The organism is Modestobacter sp. SYSU DS0290 (assembly GCF_054050955.1).
The window spans coordinates 215,361-232,645 of the sequence record NZ_JBJHAI010000002.1; the positions used below are offsets into that span (position 1 = coordinate 215,361).

Annotated in this window: 14 protein-coding genes and 1 tRNA gene; 8 read left to right on the plus strand and 7 right to left on the minus strand. The window is 74.2% G+C overall.

From position 1 onward, the window contains the following. Positions 1-233: 233 nt before the first annotated feature. Both ACI795_RS04340 and orn read right to left on the minus strand, forming a co-directional pair. Positions 234-309: transfer RNA gene (locus tag ACI795_RS04340), tRNA-His, on the minus strand. A gap of 49 nt (positions 310-358) precedes the next feature. Further along, on the minus strand, positions 359-1,039 hold the full coding sequence (gene orn, locus ACI795_RS04345) for an oligoribonuclease (RefSeq protein ID WP_457073989.1): 681 nt from the start codon (positions 1,037-1,039) through the stop codon (positions 359-361). A gap of 145 nt (positions 1,040-1,184) precedes the next feature. Here orn and ACI795_RS04350 point away from each other — a divergent pair, with 145 nt between their 5' ends. Together ACI795_RS04350 and ACI795_RS04355 are read left to right on the plus strand one after the other, a co-directional pair. Continuing rightward, positions 1,185-2,408 carry a hypothetical protein gene (locus ACI795_RS04350; protein ID WP_457073990.1) on the plus strand — a complete coding sequence of 408 codons (1,224 nt, stop codon included), beginning with the start codon at positions 1,185-1,187 and terminating at the stop codon, positions 2,406-2,408. Positions 2,409-2,503: 95 nt separating this feature from the next. After that, positions 2,504-4,513 (plus strand): hypothetical protein, encoded by a 2,010-nt coding sequence (locus ACI795_RS04355; RefSeq protein WP_457073991.1) that lies wholly within the window; start codon positions 2,504-2,506, stop codon positions 4,511-4,513. A 3-nt stretch (positions 4,514-4,516) separates the two neighbouring features. Here ACI795_RS04355 and ACI795_RS04360 read toward each other — a convergent pair whose 3' ends face one another. Next, the gene (locus tag ACI795_RS04360; RefSeq protein ID WP_457073992.1) at positions 4,517-5,119 is read right to left on the minus strand and encodes an SACE_7040 family transcriptional regulator; all 603 of its coding nucleotides are present in this window, start codon (positions 5,117-5,119) and stop codon (positions 4,517-4,519) included. 56 nt (positions 5,120-5,175) lie between these two features. Here ACI795_RS04360 and ACI795_RS04365 point away from each other — a divergent pair, with 56 nt between their 5' ends. Then, on the plus strand, positions 5,176-6,780 hold the full coding sequence (locus tag ACI795_RS04365; protein ID WP_457073993.1) for a carboxyl transferase domain-containing protein: 1,605 nt from the start codon (positions 5,176-5,178) through the stop codon (positions 6,778-6,780). Positions 6,781-6,826: 46 nt separating this feature from the next. Here ACI795_RS04365 and ACI795_RS04370 read toward each other — a convergent pair whose 3' ends face one another. After that, the gene (locus ACI795_RS04370) at positions 6,827-7,357 is read right to left on the minus strand and encodes a ferritin (RefSeq protein WP_457073994.1); all 531 of its coding nucleotides are present in this window, start codon (positions 7,355-7,357) and stop codon (positions 6,827-6,829) included. A 98-nt stretch (positions 7,358-7,455) separates the two neighbouring features. On the opposite strand from ACI795_RS04370, the gene ACI795_RS04375 reads away from it, so the two are divergent. From ACI795_RS04375 to ACI795_RS04390, 4 genes are all read left to right on the plus strand, one after another. Beyond that, complete coding sequence (locus ACI795_RS04375; RefSeq protein WP_457073995.1) at positions 7,456-7,641, plus strand: hypothetical protein; 186 nt, start codon at positions 7,456-7,458, stop codon at positions 7,639-7,641. Between the two features lie 34 nt (positions 7,642-7,675). Next, positions 7,676-9,667 carry an acetyl/propionyl/methylcrotonyl-CoA carboxylase subunit alpha gene (locus ACI795_RS04380; RefSeq protein WP_457073996.1) on the plus strand — a complete coding sequence of 664 codons (1,992 nt, stop codon included), beginning with the start codon at positions 7,676-7,678 and terminating at the stop codon, positions 9,665-9,667. A gap of 6 nt (positions 9,668-9,673) precedes the next feature. Further along, the gene (locus ACI795_RS04385; protein WP_457073997.1) at positions 9,674-10,828 is read left to right on the plus strand and encodes an acyl-CoA dehydrogenase family protein; all 1,155 of its coding nucleotides are present in this window, start codon (positions 9,674-9,676) and stop codon (positions 10,826-10,828) included. Between the two features lie 232 nt (positions 10,829-11,060). Beyond that, positions 11,061-13,301 carry a metallophosphoesterase gene (locus tag ACI795_RS04390; protein ID WP_457073998.1) on the plus strand — a complete coding sequence of 747 codons (2,241 nt, stop codon included), beginning with the start codon at positions 11,061-11,063 and terminating at the stop codon, positions 13,299-13,301. Between the two features lie 116 nt (positions 13,302-13,417). Here ACI795_RS04390 and ACI795_RS04395 read toward each other — a convergent pair whose 3' ends face one another. Then, complete coding sequence (locus tag ACI795_RS04395; protein WP_457073999.1) at positions 13,418-14,431, minus strand: NADPH:quinone reductase; 1,014 nt, start codon at positions 14,429-14,431, stop codon at positions 13,418-13,420. A 123-nt stretch (positions 14,432-14,554) separates the two neighbouring features. Beyond that, positions 14,555-14,887 (minus strand): WhiB family transcriptional regulator, encoded by a 333-nt coding sequence (locus ACI795_RS04400; protein ID WP_457074000.1) that lies wholly within the window; start codon positions 14,885-14,887, stop codon positions 14,555-14,557. A gap of 453 nt (positions 14,888-15,340) precedes the next feature. On the opposite strand from ACI795_RS04400, the gene ACI795_RS04405 reads away from it, so the two are divergent. Then, positions 15,341-15,514, plus strand: coding sequence for a hypothetical protein (locus ACI795_RS04405; protein ID WP_457074001.1), 174 nt, complete (start codon positions 15,341-15,343; stop codon positions 15,512-15,514). Between the two features lie 40 nt (positions 15,515-15,554). On the opposite strand, the gene ACI795_RS04410 is transcribed toward ACI795_RS04405, so the two are convergent. Continuing rightward, positions 15,555-17,234 carry a DUF885 domain-containing protein gene (locus tag ACI795_RS04410; protein ID WP_457074002.1) on the minus strand — a complete coding sequence of 560 codons (1,680 nt, stop codon included), beginning with the start codon at positions 17,232-17,234 and terminating at the stop codon, positions 15,555-15,557. Positions 17,235-17,285 lie beyond the last annotated feature (51 nt).

The window sequence follows — 17,285 nt, forward strand, 5'->3', positions numbered from 1 at the left end:
CGCCGTCCGGTCAGGCCGGGGACCGCCGCTCCGTGACGATCGCCGCTGCCCGGCCGCGGCCCAGGCGTGCCTGGACCGGAGACGGACACCGGCTGGCCAGGAGACTACGAGAGGCGCGGCTCGTGGTCGGCTCGGTCGCAGTGCTGCTGGTCGTTCGGCTGGCACGCACCGTCATCGGGCGGGGGAACGGCAGAGGGCTCTGGTCAGTCGCCTGACCAGAGCCCTCTGCCGAGTGGGGTGAGTGACGGGACTTGAACCCGCGACATCCAGGATCACAACCTGGCGCTCTACCAGCTGAGCTACACCCACCATCGCCCGCCCCGAGCGGGGCGAGCCGGGGCAACGATACCGGAGTCGTTCAGCCCGCTGCCGGGGGCTGGTCGCCCGGGGCCGCGCCGTCGGCCGCACCGGCCGCCAGCACGCCCGCGAACACCTCGACGACCTGCGCGGATGCCGCCTGGGCCTCGTCGCTGCTCGGCCCCGGCTCGGCGACGAACAAGGTCCGGCGGTAGAAGGCGAGCTCGCGGATCGACTCGATGATGTCGGCCAGCGCCCGGTGGGCCAGCCCCTTCTGCGGCTGGGCGAAGTACACCCGGGGGAACCAGCGGCGGGCCAGCTCCTTGATCGAGGAGACGTCGATCATCCGGTAGTGCAGGTGGTCGTCCAGCGTCGGCATGTCCCGGGCCAGGAAGCCGCGGTCGGTACCGATCGAGTTGCCGCACAGCGGTGCGGTGCGCCGCTCGGGGACGAACCGCTTCACGTAGGCGAGCACCTGCTCCTCGGCCTCGGCCAGGGTCACCGTCGAGGCGCGCACCGCCTCGGTCAGCCCCGACTTGGCGTGCATCTCGGTGACCACGTCGAGCATCCCGTCCAGCGCGGCGTCGTCGGCGTGGATGATCACGTCGAGGCCGGGGTCCAGGACGTTCAGCTGCGAGTCGGTGACGACGACGGCCACCTCGATCAGCTTGTCCCGGGTCAGGTCCAGCCCGGTCATCTCGCAGTCGATCCAGACCAGGTTCTGCGGTGCGCTCTCGGCCACGACCCGGCACCCTACGCACGCGGGGCCGTGGCGGCTCACCGGCACCACCCGTCCCACCGGTCCCGTGACCGGCTCGTGGCGGCCTGACCTGCGACTTCGGCGCGGCTATCGTGCAGGCTCCTGCCTCTGACCAGCGGAGCTGCTCGTGACCCCGACCACGCCCGTCGCACCCCGGCCCACGTCGGCCCCGGCGGCCCCGGGCTCGCTGCGCGCCGGCCTGCGCCACCCCGTCGCGCTGCTGCGCTGGCTGTGGGCGGCGTACATGACCCCCGGCCGCCCCGGCCGGCCGACCAGTCAGCTGGAGCTGGGGTGGATCTACACCGCCTGGCTGGCGGCGTTCACCCTGAAGATGCTCGGCTCGTCGTGGGACGTCTCCTGGCACTTCAAGTGGCTCCGCGACGACCTGGCCCCGCCGCACCTGCTCAACACCCTGGGCACCGTCGTGGTGGTCGCGCTGGTCGTCTTCCACAGCTACAGCGGCCACGGCGTCGACCGGCGGGCGCTCCGGCTGATGCAGACCGGCATCGCCACCTTCCTGGTGGCCATCCCGGTCGACCTCCTCAACCACCGCATCAACGGGCTGGACATCACCAGCTGGAGCCCCAGCCACGCGCTGCTCTACCTGGGGACGGCGATCATGCTGGCCGGCGCCATCCGCGGCTGGTGGCTGTACGCGGCCCCGGGTCGGCTGCGTGACCTGGTCTCGCTGGGTCTGTGGGTGTTCTTCGTGGAGAACGTGCTGTTCCCCAACCAGCACCAGGAGTACGGCGTGCTGGCGCTGGCCGACTACCGCGCCGGGCGCACCACCGCGGAGCCGCAGCTGCTGGACTTCGCCGCCTCCCAGGGGCAGTCCCCGGACCAGTTCATGCTCCCGGTGCCCTCCTGGGTGCACCCCGCGTGGCTGGTCTGCGCCGGCCTGCTCGCGCTGGTGGTCGCCCGGCGGACCGTCGGGCTGCGCTGGACGGCGACGACGATCGCCGGCGTCTACCTGGCCTACCGCGCGATCACCTGGGGTCTGCTGACCGCGACCGGTTTCCCGCCCTCGGCCGTGCCGGTGATGCTGCTGGCCGGCGCGGTCCTGGTCGACCTCGCCGTCCTCGCCCGGGTGCCAGGCTGGCTGGCGGCGTTCCCGGTCACCGCCGGGGCCGCGCTGGCCGCCCTGGGGCAGTCGGTGGTCGCGGAGATCCCACCGTGGGACTGGGCGGCGCTGCCGGTGGTCGCGGTCGGCCTCGCGCTGCTGTGGGGCGCGGTCGACGGGGTCGCCCGGACGCCGATGTTCCTCCGCTGGCGGGCCCCGGTCGAGCCCGGTCGCGTGGTGGAGCCGGACGCGCCGGTCGCCGCGGGGAACGGCGGCGCGCCCGTCCGGTGAACCCCGGGACGGCCGGTGCGATGACGTAACGTCGGATCGGTCCGTGCCGCTGGCGCACCCGCCGCGACGGCCCGTCGCCTGACCGTGGAGACCCCGTGCTGATCCTCACGCCGCCCCGCCTGGAGTCGGCGGCCGAGCGTGAGTTCTTCGCCGAGCTCGCCGGGTGGGACACCGGCAGCGCCGTGCGCGGCGCGGTCGTGGCCTCCCTGCCGGTCGTCGAGCCGCCGCTGCAGCGGCGGCAGTCCGACGCGGTCCTCTTCGTGCCCGAGGGCGTCGCCGTCATCCGGGTCGTCGAGGTCGAGCGGCAGTCGGGCGTGGTCACCGCCGGCCCGGAGGGGCCCTGGACGATCGGGGACGGCACCGGGCCGGGCAGCGTGCTGCAGCTCTCCGGTGGCGGGTCCACCCCCCTCGACGGGTTGATGCGGGCCGGCATGCACGCAGCCGTGACCCTGCGCCGGGCCGGGCTGGAGCCGGGCCGGATCGCCCGGCTCACCGTGCTCACCGGTGCGGTCACCGGGCTGGTGCCCGCCGACGGCGACCTCGGCGAGGGCGACCAGGTCGCCGTTCTGGACCCCCGCTCGCTGCTGCTGGGGGTGGCCCGCGCCAGCCGGCACGCCGGCACCGACAACCCGCGGCTGTGGACCACCGCCGACGTGCGGGCGGCGATCGAGGCGCTGGGCGTGGCCGGCCGTACCCCGTCGGTCGAGGAGCTCAACGGGGAGGGCTTCCCCTACTCGCCCTACGTGCTGCGCCGCCCCGACCTGCTCACCCCGGCCGCGCTGAACGCCTCGCCCAGCCGGGTCGCCGCCGGGCCGGTGGCCGATGACGGCGTCGGTCGCGTCGCGCCCGCGGGGCCGCTGGTCGACCCGGCTGCGGCCGCCCGCGTGGCCGCGGCCGCCGCAGCGGCCCAGCAGGCGGCGGAGCCGGCGGCCCCGGCCCGCAGCGAGCCGGCCACCGGGCCCGGCCCTGCCTCCGACGCGCCTGCCCCCGACGCGCCTGCTCCTGCCGAGGCGCCCGCTCCCGAGACACCCGCCCCCGGCGCCTCCGCGGCGGCCGTCCCCGGCCCCGCCCCCACGGTCCCCCCGGGGACGGAGGCGGCCCCGCCCGCGGCGGACACGACGCAGGAGGCCGTCGTGCCGGTCGGACTGCGGTCGTCCACGGCGGGGGACACCGTGTCCTTGCTCCCCGACCCCGCGCCGGAGGAGGGCCCCTCCCGGCCGGACCGGGACGACACCGGCGGGCTCGGCGGGTTCTTCGGAGATGCGGCCGCCCGCCCGGCGCGCGCGGACCGCGGACCCGCCGCCACCGTCCAGCCGGTGCCCGAGCCGTCGAGCGGTGCCCGGTCGACGACGGCCTACCCGTTCGGTCCGGGCAGCGTCGGCAACCCGCCGTCCGGCCACCAGCCGGCCGCCGCACCCCGGGAACTGCCGGCGGAGCTGCGGCCCCGCCGGAGCCCGGCCGGGAGCGGGGCGACCGCCACCGGCGGAGCTGCGCGCGGCCGTCGTGCCGTGGTCCTGGTCGCGGCGCTGGCCCTGGTGCTGCTGGCCGGGGTGCTGGGCGCCGTCGTCCTCACCTCCGACGACGACGACCGGGCGCCCGACCCGGTCGGCGCCACCACCGAGGCGCCCGCACCGGTCGCCGACGGCCCCCGGTCCGGGCACACCGAGGTCGTCGACGGGGTCACCTACACGCTGCAGGTCAGCCTGCGCGACACCAGCTGCGCCGAGCACGCCTACGGGTCGGTGGCGTCGTTCTTCGCCGAGAACGAGTGCACCGGCCTCGTCCGCTCGCTGTGGTCGGCGGAGGCCGACGGCCGCTCGGCCGTCGTCTCGGTCGCCGAGGTGACCATGCCGGATGCCTCGCTGGCCCAGGCGCTGCGCGCGCTGGCCGACACCGACGGCAGCGGCAACGTCAGTGACCTGCTCCGGGAGGGGGTCGGCTACGCCGGGGCCCCGGAGCGGTTGCGGGGTGCGCAGTACGCCAGCAGCCAGCGGGGCACCGACGTGACGATCGTCGAGTCGGCGTGGGCCGGCGCGGCCGGGACCAGCGCGGCCCTGGACGTGCTGGCCAGCTCCGCGCTGGCGCTGCCGAGCGCCGGGGAGTGACGTTCAGGCCGGCGCGGTCGCGGCGGCCAGGGCCATCGCGGTGAGCAGCTCGGCCATCACCGGGCGGGGCAGCTGTCCGGCGCTGTGCGGGGTGGAGTTCACCAGCCCGAACAGCGCGTGTGCCCGCCCCCGGCAGGCCGCCGGGGGCGCCTGCGGGTGCACCCGGCCCAGCACGGCGACCCACACCTCGACGTAACGACGCTGCAGCTGCCGCACGCGCCGGGCGTCCGGTTCACCGAGGACGCCGAGGTCCCGGTCGTGCACGGTGATGAGCGCGGGGTTGTCCAGGGCGAACCCGACCTGGAAGGCGACCAGGGCGCGCAGCTGTGCCAGCGGGTCGTCCGCGGCGGCCGCGACCCGCGCGGCGCCCTCCTCCAGCAGGCGCTCGCTGATCCGCAGCAGCATCTCGGCCAGCATGGCGTCCTTGCCGGTGAAGTGCCGGTAGATGGCCGGCCCGGTGATGCCGACGGCCGCACCCACGTCGTCGACCCCGACGGCCCGGGCCCCTCGCTCGGCGAACAGCTGCGCGGCGGCCCGCAGGATCTGCTCGCGGCGGGACGGCCGTTCCGCGTCGGCGGACAGCGCGCTGTCGGGGTCGGCGGCCACCCCCGGAGGTTAACTGCTGTTCACAACGGGGAGGGTGACGTGCTTCACTCGCAGCCGTGGACGCACCGGTGCTCCCCACCGCCCCGCCGGCGGACCCGACGGCGGCCGAGCGCAACGCCGCCGGGCACCGCGCCCTGGTCGCCGAGCTGTCCGCACACCTCGCGCGGGTGGCCCTCGGTGGCGGGGAGCGCGCCCGCCGCCGGCACCTCGACCGGGGCAAGTGGCTGCCGCGCGACCGGGTCGACGCGCTGTTGGACCCCGGCAGCCCGTTCCTCGAGCTCTCACCGCTGGCCGCGCACGGCCTGTACGACGGTGAGGTCCCGGCCGCCGGCATCGTGACCGGGGTCGGGCGGGTGGCCGGCCGGGAGGTCGTCGTCGTCGCCAACGACGCCACGGTCAAGGGCGGCACCTACCACCCGATGACGGTGAAGAAGCACCTCCGCGCCCAGGAGGTGGCGCTGCACAACCGGCTGCCCTGCATCTACCTGGTCGACTCCGGTGGCGCTTTCCTGCCGCTGCAGGACGAGGTCTTCCCCGACCGCGACCACTTCGGCCGGATCTTCTACAACCAGGCCACCATGTCGAAGGCGGGCATCCCGCAGCTGGCCGCCGTCCTGGGCTCGTGCACCGCCGGCGGGGCCTACGTCCCGGCGATGAGCGACGAGGCGGTCATCGTCCGCGGCCAGGGCACGATCTTCCTGGGCGGCCCGCCGCTGGTGAAGGCGGCGACGGGGGAGGAGGTCAGCGCCGAGGACCTGGGCGGTGGCGAGCTGCACTCCCGGGTCAGCGGGGTCACCGACCACCTGGCCGAGGACGACGCGCACGCCCTGCAGATCGTCCGCCAGATCGTCGGCACCCTGGGGCCACGCAGCCCCCGGCCGTGGGACGTCGAGCCGGCCGAGGAGCCGCGGTACCCGGCGGAGTCGCTCTACGACGTCGTCCCGGTCGACGTCCGCACGCCCTACGACGTGCGCGAGGTGATCGCCCGGCTGGTCGACGGCAGCCGGTTCGCCGAGTTCAAGCCGCTGTACGGTCCGACGCTGGTGACCGGGTTCGCCCGGCTGCACGGCCACCCGGTGGGCATCGTCGCCAACAACGGGGTGCTGTTCGCCGAGTCGGCGCTCAAGGGCGCCCACTTCATCGAGCTGTGCGACCGGCGGTCGATCCCGCTGCTGTTCCTGCAGAACATCAGCGGCTTCATGGTCGGCCGGGACTACGAGGCCGGCGGCATCGCCAAGCACGGCGCGAAGATGGTCACCGCCGTCGCCTGCGCCCGGGTGCCGAAGCTGACCGTCGTCATCGGTGGCTCGTTCGGCGCCGGCAACTACTCGATGTGCGGCCGGGCGTACTCACCCCGGTTCCTGTTCACCTGGCCCAACGCCCGGATCTCGGTGATGGGTGGGGAGCAGGCCGCCAGCGTGCTCGCCCAGGTGCGCCGCGACCGGCTCGGGGACGCATGGAGCGCCGAGGACGAGGAGGCGTTCAAGGCGCCGATCCGGGCGCAGTACGAGGAGGAGGGCAACCCGTACCACGCCACCGCCCGGCTCTGGGACGACGGCGTGATCGACCCCGCGCAGACCCGCACCGTGCTCGGGCTCGCACTGTCGGCCTGCGCGAACGCCCCCCTGGAGGAGGTCGGCTATGGCGTCTTCCGGATGTGAGCGGCCGCTCGAGGGCAGGGACGGCCATCTCTGCCCCCGAGCGGGGTCAGCCGGCGGCGCCGGCGATGGCGGGGGCGGTCGGGTCGGCAGACTCCGGCTTGACCTCGCGCAGCACGTAGTCCTCGATCGTCTCCAGGTCGTGCGTGGAGCGCTTGACGACGGCCAGCAGGTCGCTCATCTTGCTGACCTCCTCGACCTGCTCCTTGATGAACCACTGCATGAACTGGTCGCTGGCGAAGTCGTTGTGCTGCCGGGCGACGGCGGTGAGCTGGTTGATCTGCTCGGTGACCCGCTTCTCCTGGTCCAGCGCGAGCGCGACCGGGGCGACGACGTCGGCGAAGTCGGTGATCGGGGCCGCGATGCCGGGGATCTGCACGCGCGCGTCGGCGTCGAGCAGGTAGCGCACCATCATCATCGCGTGGTTGCGCTCCTCGGCCGCCTGGTCGAAGAACAGCTGCGCGGTCTGCGGCATGGTCAGCTCGTCGAAGTAGATGGCGCAGGCCACGTACTGCTGGTGGGCGGCGAACTCGTGGCCGATCTGGGCGTTGAGCAGGTCGATGAAGGGCTCGGCGGCCATCGGGGCTCCCGTTTCTCGCGAGGTGACGTCCTCCGCACGGTAGTCGGCGACACGCCGGACCCGTGGACGGGGCAGGAAGGCATGGCTAACCTCACCGCGTGGGGAAGTCGGCGAAGATGCCCAAGAAGAAGTGCTGCGTCGACAAGCCCCGGTGCGCCCGGTGCCCGTTGCGCGCGCTCGCCGAGGGCACGCTCCCACCCGGCTACACGGTCAAGAAGCGCCGGCTGGTCAAGGTCGGCAAGGCCGACGCCGTCCTCGCGAAGGGCGACCGCAAGGCGGCCTGACCGCCCCGTCGCCGCCGGCGGGGGGTGCTGAGCGGTGTTCGGGACCGTCCTGGTCGCCAACCGCGGGGAGATCGCCGTCCGGGTGATCCGCACGCTGCGGGCGCTCGGCATCCGCTCGGTCGCCGTGCACAGCGCGGCCGACGCCGGCGCGCTGCACACCCGGCTCGCCGACGTCGCCGTCCCGATCGGCCCGGCGCCGGCCGCGCAGAGCTACCTCTCCATCGAGCGGGTGCTGGACGCCGCCCGCCGCACCGGCGCCGAGGCGGTGCACCCCGGCTACGGGTTCCTCTCCGAGAACGCCGACTTCGCCCGCGCCTGCGAGCGGGCCGGCCTGGTCTTCATCGGGCCGCCGGTCGCCGCGATCGAGGCGATGGGCGACAAGATCCGCGCCAAGCGGACCGCCGCCGCCGCCGGGGTCCCGGTCGTCCCCGGCCGCACCGAGCCGGGCATGGACGACGACGCGGTCGCCGCCGCCGCGGTGGAGGTCGGCTTCCCGGTGCTGCTCAAGCCCAGCGCCGGCGGCGGGGGCAAGGGCATGCGGGTGGTGCGCGGCCCGGACGAGCTGGCCGAGCAGATCGCCGCGGCCCGGCGGGAGGCGCGCGGCTCCTTCGGCGACGACACCCTGCTGGTCGAGCGGTACCTGGCGCGGTCCCGGCACATCGAGGTGCAGGTGTTCGGCGACGCGCACGGGAACGTGGTGCACCTGGGTGAACGGGAGTGCAGCCTGCAGCGTCGGCACCAGAAGGTGATCGAGGAGGCGCCGTCGCCGCTGCTGGACGCGGCCGGCCGGGCCGCGATGGGCAGCGCCGCCGTCGACGCCGCCCGCGCGGTGGGCTACACCGGGGCGGGCACGGTCGAGTTCATCGTGGACGCCGCGCGGCCGGGCGACTTCTTCTTCCTCGAGATGAACACCCGGCTGCAGGTCGAGCACCCGGTGACCGAGTGCGTCACCGGCCTGGACCTGGTCGAGCTGCAGCTGCGGGTGGCGGCGGGGGAACCGCTGCCCGTCGGCCAGGACGACGTGGTGCTCGACGGGCACGCCATCGAGGCGCGGCTCTACGCCGAGGACCCGGCCCGCGGGTTCCTGCCGCAGACCGGCACGGTGGTCGGGCTGGTCGAGCCGGCCGGCCGCGGCATCCGGGTCGACAGCGCGCTGGCGGTGGGCACCGTCGTCGGCACCGACTACGACCCGATGCTGGCCAAGCTGGTCGCCTGGGGGCCGGACCGGGAGACCGCGCGCGCCCGGCTGGCCGGTGCGCTCGGGCAGACCGCCGTCCTCGGGGTGCCCACCAACGCGACCTTCCTGCGCGACCTGCTGGGTGATCCCGACGTCGTCGCCGGCCGGCTGGACACCGGGCTGATCGAGCGGCGGGGCGAGCAGCTCGCCGCCGCCGCCCCGCCGCCGCACGCCCACGCCGTGGCGGCGCTCGCGCTGCTGCTGGAGGCCGAGCCGGCCGGCCCGGTCGTCGACCCGTGGGACGACCCGGGCGGCTGGCGGCTGGGGGAGCCCGCGTGGACGGTGCGCCGGCTGCAGGCGCCGGGCGGGGATCCGGTCGAGGTGCGGGTGCGCGGCCGGGCGTCGTCGGCGCAGGTGTGCATCGGTGACGGCGATCCGCAGCCCGCGACCGCCGTCCGGGACGGCGTCCAGCTGCACGTCACGCTCGGCGGGGTGACCACCCGGTGGACCGTGGTGCACGCCGACGGCCAGGTCTGGCTCGCCGCCGACGGGCACGTGATCGCCCTGCGCGAGCACGAGCGGCTGACCGGCGCGGCAGCGGCGGCCGTCGTCGGCGGCGCGGTGACCGCCCCGATGCCCGGCACCGTGACCGTGCTGCGGGCTTCCCTCGGCGACGAGGTGGCAGCGGGGACCCCGCTGCTGGTCGTCGAGGCGATGAAGATGGAGCACGTGCTGACCGCCCCGGTCGCGGGGGTGGTCACCGAGCTCCCGGTGACGGCCGGCCAGTCGGTCCGGCTCGACGAACGGGTGGCCGTGGTGACCCCACCGGCGCCCGCGGAGGGGGAGTGAGCGACGGTGCTCGACTACCGGCTGGACGAGGAGACCGAGGCGCTGCGGAAGCTGGTGCGGGAGTTCGCCGTGGAGGTGGTCGCCCCGCAGATCGGCGGCTTCTACGAACGCGACGAGTTCCCCACCGCGATCGTCCGGCAGATGGGCGAGCTGGGGTTGTTCGGCCTGCCGTTCCCGGAGGAGTACGGCGGGTCGGGGGGCGACTACTTCACCCTCTGTGTCGCGCTGGAGGAGCTGGCCCGGGTCGACTCCTCGGTGGCGATCACCCTGGAGGCCGGGGTGTCGCTGGGGGCGATGCCGATCTTCCGGTTCGGCACCGAGGAGCAGAAGCAGCAGTGGCTGCCCCGGCTGTGCGCCGGTGAGGCGCTGGGCGCCTTCGGGCTCACCGAGCCCGGCGGCGGCTCGGACGCCGGCGCCACGAAGACCACCGCCCGGCTGGACGGCGACGAGTGGGTGATCAACGGCTCGAAGGCCTTCATCACCAACTCGGGGACCGACCTCACCGACCTGGTCACCGTCACCGCGGTCACCGGCGCGAAGGCCGACGGCGGCAAGGAGATCTCCGCGATCGTCGTGCCCTCGGGCATCGCGGGGTTCACCGTCGGCAAGCGCTACGCGAAGGTCGGCTGGAACGCCTCGGACACCCGCGAGCTCGCCTTCGACGACGTCCGGGTGCCGGCCGCGAACCTCGTGGGGGAGCGGGGCCGCGGGTACGCGCAGTTCCTGTCCATCCTCGACGAGGGGCGGATCGCGATCTCGGCGCTCGCCGTCGGGCTGGCCCAGGGGTGCGTCGACGAGTCGGTGAAGTACGCCGCCGAGCGGGAGGCGTTCGGGCAGCCGATCGGCCGCAACCAGGCGGTGCAGTTCATGATCGCCGACATGGAGGTGCGGGCCTCGACCGCGCGGCTGGCCTACTACCGGGCGGCGGAGAAGATGCTGCGCGGCGAGCCGTTCCAGCGCGAGGCCTCGGTCGCCAAGCTGTACAGCTCGGAGATCGCGATGGAGAACGCCCGCTACGCGGCTCAGGTGCACGGCGGCTACGGCTTCATGACCGAGTTCCCGGTCGGCCGGTTCTACCGGGACGCGAAGGTCCTGGAGATCGGCGAGGGCACGTCCGAGGTGCAGCGGATGCTGATCGCCCGCTCCCTCGGCGTGGGCTGAGGTCGCCTCCCCGGTAACGGAACCACCCGGTGTAGTGACTACAGCTTCACGCTCGGCTGGCGTGCCGTACACAGCCGCGACACCCGCTGGCCACAGCTGATCGACAGCGTTCCTGCGCGGTGGGACCCCCCACCGCTCCCAGGACAGTCGGAGGTCAGCACTCATGCACCTGCTCAGAACCCGGCCCGCGCACCGCGGGGACCGACCCGCCCGGAGGTCCCGCCTGCGGGCCGTGGCCGGCGCCGGCGTCGTCACCACGGTGGCCGCCCTCGCCACGGCCGGCGGCCTCGTCACCGCCACTGCCACCGCCGCCCCGGCCCAGGCCGCGCCCACCGAGCCGGCCTCCCGGTTCACCCTGGCCGTGCTGCCGGACACGCAGTTCTACTCCCGGTACGCCGAGTCCGAGTTCGAGCGGCCCGACCGCTACGGCGACGGGAACAACCCCTACGCCGTCCAGACCGAGTGGCTGGCCGAGCACGCCGACGAGCTGCGGATCCCGTTCGTCGCCCACCTGGGTGACGTCGTGGACCAGGTCAACCAGGAGGGCGAGTGGCGCACCGCCGACGCCGCCATGCAGACCCTCGAGGACGCCGACCTGCCGTACTCGATCCTGGCCGGCAACCACGACGTCCGGAACTCCTCGGACAACTGGTACGACGACCAGTACGACCTGGCTGCTGAGCCCTACCTGCGCTGGTTCGGCCCCGACCGGGCGGCCGAGCAGTCCACCTACGGCGGCAGCGACCCGACGGGGATGAACCAGTACCACGTCTTCGAGGCCGAGGGTCAGCAGTTCATGGTCCTGGCGCTGTCCTGGCGCGCCTCGGACGCCACCCTCCGCTGGGCGAACGAGGTGATCGACGCGCACCCGACCGTGCCGGTCATCCTCACCTCGCACGACATCATCGGCATCCAGAACGACGGGGTCTCCCCGCAGGAGACCGGCTACGGCCTGCGGCTCTGGGAGAAGCTCATCAAGAGCAACGACCAGATCTTCATGACGCTGAACGGCCACTTCCACGGCGCGACCCGGCTGGTCAAGCAGAACGACTTCGGGCACTCGGTGACCCAGGTCCTGATGGACTACCAGATGGCCTACGAGGGCGGGAACGGCTACCTCGGCCTGTTCGAGTTCGACCTCACCAACGACACGATCTCGGCGCAGACCGGCTCGCCGTGGGTGGTCGCCAAGCCGCAGGAGAAGCTCACCTCCTACGACCAGGCCTTCCTCGAGGGCCCGAACCAGCAGTTCACCGTCGGCGTCGACTTCTCGGAGCGCTTCGCCGGGTTCAACCCCGGGTTCACCGCCGGCTCGCCCGACGAGCCCTCGCTCACCCAGGCGGCGCGCGACATCCTGCTCGACGGCTTCGTCGCCCCCGACCCGGTCACCACCGAGCTGCCGGGCTCGCCCGCGGACTACCCCCGCGTCGAGGGGACGCTGGCGCACTGGCGGATGAACGGGCTGCGCGGTGTGGTCGCCCAGGGCGGCGTCATCCGCGACGTCGAGGGCAACAACCGCAACAACCTGATGCGCGTGCCGATCAGCCAGTCCGGCTCGCCCACGGCCCAGCTGCGGGACGTGAACTTCTCGCAGGACGCGCACCCGTACTCCTCGGACGGCGCGGCGGTCTGCTTCACCAACGCCAACAAGCAGACCAACCGGTTCAGCTACCTGACCACCCGCGCGGACGCGCCGGTGAACCTCGAGGCGCTGGAGAACGGCTACACGATCGAGACGTTCCTCAAGATCGACGAGAGCTGGAACCAGTCGGACAACGCCTGGATGAAGGCGATCGTGCGCTCGGGCAACCGCTCGCAGATCGGTGTGCCGCAGACCCGCTGGGACTGGACGGCGTCCCCGGTGGCCCTGGGCCTGTCGAACCTCAAGGAGTTCCAGTGGACCGAGGTGCCGATCGACACCGCCAAGGGTGACCGCACCTCGTGGTCGGGCGAGATCATGGTCGACACGTGGGCGCACGTCGCGCTGGTGAACGACCCGGAGTCGGCCACCACCACGATGTACGTCGACGGTGCCCCGGTGCTGCGCAACGCCTCGGACACCGTGGGCCACGGGCTGGACGGCGCGATGCCGTGGATCTTCGGGGCCGACTGGGTCGACGACAAGGCCACCAACGGCTGGAACGGCTGCATCGGTGAGACCCGCGTGGTCGACCACCCGATCGGCCAGGACCAGTGGCTGACCGCCCGGGCCGACATCGACGGCCTCACGGTCACCTCGCCGGCGGTCGACGCGACGGCGAAGCCCGCGGTCACCGCCACCGGCACCGGCACCCCCGGCGCCACCGTCACGGTCCAGGCCGGCATCACCCGCACCGTCACCGTCGGCAAGGACGGCACGTGGCGGGCGGCCCTGGGCACCCTGCAGCCGGGCAGCTACGAGCTGGTCGCGACGCAGTCGCTGGGTGGCCGGTCGGCCGACCCGGTGAGCGTGCCCTTCCGCGTGGTCCGCTGACCTGAGCCGGGATCGCCCGTTCCCTCGATCGGCGTCGGTGGAGCGGGCGATCCCGGTTGGCCCCCTGCAGGGTCCCGCCGCGAGCCTGCGAGTGGTGGGGGGCAGGGGGTCCTTTCTCAGGCGGTGACGTCGATGAGCACCTTGCCGACGGCGCCGTCCTGCACGGCCTGGTGGGCGGCCGCCGTCTCGGCCAGCGGGTACACGTGCAGCGGCAGCCCGGCGTCGTCCCCGACCCGGATGGCGCCGTCGAGCACCGCTGCGTTGACGTCCTCCACCGCGACGTCCTTCGCGCGGGTCGGCTCGGTGTAGACGAGCACGAACTGCCAGCGGGCGTTGGGCCCCATCTGGGCGCGCACCGGGATGGTCACCTCGGCGCCGCCGTCGTCGGCGTACATCGCGATCGACCCGTGCATGCCGATCACCTGGGCGTCGGTGGCGGCGTTCTGCGCGGCTGAGACCTCGACGATCGCGTCGACGCCGGCCGGCACGATCTTGCGCACCTCGGCGACGACGTCCTGCTGCTTGTAGTCGATCACGTGCGACGCACCGGCCGCGGCGGCCAGCTGCGCCTTCTGCGGGCTGCTGACCGTGGCGATCACGGTGGCCTCTGCCCAGCGGGCGAGCTGGATGGCGGCGTTGCCCACGGCGCCGGCGCCGCCCTGCACCAGCACGGTGCGACCGTTCAGCGAACCGGGGGCCAGCCGGTCGGGCAGCGACTCGGCCACGGTCAGGCAGCGGTGCGCGGTCAGGAACGGGATGCCCAGGCTCGCGCCGAGCTCGAACGCGGGGTCGGCGCCCAGCAGCACGGTCTGGCGCGCGGGGACGACGGTGTACTCCGCTGCCGTGCCATGGGGCCGCTGCCAGGCGGCCTCCCAGACCCACACGCGCTCGCCGGTCAGCACCGGGTCGACGCCCTGGCCGACGGCCTCGATCGTGCCGGCGCCGTCCTGGTTCGGGACCTGCCCCTCCGGGCCGGGCTGCGCGCTGCTGCGGGACTTCCAGTCGGTGGGGTTCACCCCGGAGAAGGCCAGGCGGACCAGCACCTCGCCGGGGCCGGGCTCGGGGGTGGGGCGGTCGACGAGCTGGAGGACGTCGGGGCCGCCGGGCTGGGTGTAGGTGATCGCTCGCACGAGCTGCCCCTACCCAGTCTTCCGCGACCCCACCACCGGCCATGCGCTGACGCCTGCCGGCCCCTCTGCAGGGGCCCGACGCGAGCCTGCGAGCGGTGGGGGCAGAGGGGTCCTTCTACTTCGTCAGGAGGCGCGGCGACGGAGGCGGCGGCGCTCCCGCTCGGACAGGCCGCCCCAGATGCCGAAGCGCTCGTCGTTGGAGAGCGCGTACTCCAGGCACTCGGCGCGGACCTCGCAGCCGGTGCAGATCTTCTTCGCCTCGCGGGTCGAGCCGCCCTTCTCCGGGAAGAACGCCTCGGGGTCGGTCTCGGCGCACAGGGCGTTCTCCTGCCAGCCCTGCTCCTCGCCGTCGAACCCGGGGAAGCCACCCTGGTGCACGGTGGCCAGGCCCAGCACGTCCTGCCCGGCCCAGTCGACCGGCGCCGTCGCCGCTGCTGCACTCCGGTACTCGCTCATCCACGACACCTCGGCCATCACGATCGTCCCCCTGCGTCTCGTTCCGGCCGCCCGTACTCGCGGTCGCCGGTTTGTCACCACGTGTGACAACGACACGAATTACACGGCTGTCCTTCACAACCGGTCAAATGTCGTCCGTGTGACGGAGGGCCCCACTCGTCACACCCGCCACGGGCGCCGCAGTCGTGTGCGACGAACCGTCCGACACGCCGGGGTCCACGGCAGGTCTTGCCCACGGGGGTGCGGAGCTTCGTCCAGATCGGGAACGGCCGGTCTGGACGATCCGAGCACGCATCGTCCAGTCGGGGGTCGCCGTTGATCTTCCTCGGCAGTGCGTCGTCCCAACCGCACTGCCGCCCGTGACGCGGCTGCCACCGATGACGGCGTCGGTACGGTCGCCCGGTGAGGTGGCGGTGGCGATCCGAGCCCAGGCGGAGCAGCTGGGTGGTGGCCGTGGCGTTCGCGCCCGTCTGGCTCGCCCTCGGGGTGGGCAACCTCGGGAGCGGCGAGCCGGTGTTCGGCTGGGTCCAGATCGCGCTGGCCGGCGCATGGGCCGCCGTCGCGGTCCACGAGTGGCGCCGGTGGCGGGCGTCCCAGCGCGAGCAGGGCGACGCCGCCGGCCGCTGACCGAGCGGGGTGACGACGCCGGGCCGTCGCCCCGCGGCGGTCACATCCGGGAGAGCTCCGCGGCCAGCGGGCCCAGCCCGAGCGGGCCGAGGTCGAGCGCGGCCCGGTGCCAGGCCTTGAGGTCGAAGTCGGCTCCGGCGCGCGCCTGGGCCTGCTCCCGGCAGGTCAGCCACACCCGCTCGCCGACCTTGTACGACGGCGCCTGGCCGGGCCAGCCCAGGTACCGGTGCAGCTCGTCGATGCGCATCGCGTCGGCGAAGTTCACGTGCGTGCGGAGGAACGCCAGCGCGACGTCGTAGGTCCAGCGGTCGCCGGCGGCGCGGCCCGGGGGGATCGGCAGGTCCAGGTGGACGCCGATGTCGAGCACCACCCGGGCCGCCCGCAGCTCCTGGGCGTCGAGCATGCCCAGCCGGTCGCCCGGGTCGTCGAGGAAGCCGAGCTCGCCCATCAGCCGCTCGGCGTAGAGCGCCCAGCCCTCGCCGTGCCCCGAGCACCAGGCCATCAGCCGCTGCCAGCGGTTGAGCAGGCCGGCGTTGTGCACGTTCTGCGCGATCTGCAGGTGGTGGCCGGGCACGCCCTCGTGGAAGACGGTCGTCGTCTCCCGCCACGTGGTCATGTCGGTGACGCCCTCGGGCAGCGACCACCACATCCGGCCCGGCCGGGAGAAGTCCTCGGTGGGCCCGGTGTAGTACACCCCCTCGCCGGAGGTGGGGGTGAGCCGTCCCTCGATCCGCTTCACCGGGTCGGGGATGTCGAAGTGGACGCCGTCGAGGGCGGCCATCGCCCGGTCGGCGGTCTCCTGGAGCCAGGCCTGCAGCGCGTCACGCCCGCGCACCTGCCGGGCCGGGTCGGCGTCCAGCGCCGCCATCGCGGCGGGGATGCCCTGACCGGGTGCGATCTGCTCGGCGACCGCCGCCTTCTCCGCGACGACCCGGGCCAGCTCCTCCCAGCCCCAGGCGTAGGTCTCCTCGAGGTCGAGGTCCATGCCGGTGAACAGCCGGGACTCCAGCGCGTACCGCTCCCGGCCCACGCCGTCGGCCTGGGGTGCCCGGGGGAGCAGGTCGCGCTCGATCGCGTCGGCGAAGGTCGCCAGTGCGGCGGCGACGCGCTCGGCCGCCCGGTCCAGGTCGGCGCGCAGCCCGCCGGCCACCGGTGCCCGGCCGGCGAACTCGGCGAAGAAGCCGGGCTGCGCACCGGTCCCCGCCCAGCGGCGGGCGATGCCGGCGGCCAGCCGGACCTGCCGGACGGCGGACACCCGGCCCCGGCCGGCCGCGTCGGTGAGCCCGGCGGTGTAGCCCGCCAGTGCGTCGGGGAGGGCGGCCAGCCGGCGGGCGATCGTCGCCCAGTCGTCCTCGGTCTCGGTGGGCATGAGGTCGAACGTCGAGCGGAAGTCCTGCAACGGGCTGTCGATCGTGTTCAGCGCGGCCTGGCTCCAGCCCGCCTCGTGCAGGGCCAGCTCCGCGCCGATCCGCTCGACCATCGCGCTGCGGGCGACGTCGTCGCGGCGGTCGGCGGACTCCGTCCGGTGGACCTCGGCGAGCGTGCGGCGCAGCAGCTCCGCGGTGGCGGTGCGGCCGTCGGGCGTGAGGTCGGGCCAGCGGTCGTCGTGGCCGGCGACGCCCATGTAGGTCGCCTGGGTCGGCTGGTCGGCGGCGTAGGCCTCGACGAACCGGTCGGCGAGCTGGTCGAGGTCGGACGGCGGACGCTGCGGCTCGGTCACGGCCGCCACGCTAACCCCGGGGGGCGCCTCACCGAGGACCGGTCGGCGGCC

What these genes read in the sequence shown, in the direction of transcription:
- ACI795_RS04370 (WP_457073994.1), bottom strand. Translation starts at nt 7,357, where the DNA reads ATGGCCGCCGAGCCCTTCATCGACCTGCTCAACGCCCAGATCGGCCAC.
- ACI795_RS04400 (WP_457074000.1), bottom strand. Translation starts at nt 14,887, where the DNA reads ATGAGCGAGTACCGGAGTGCAGCAGCGGCGACGGCGCCGGTCGACTGG.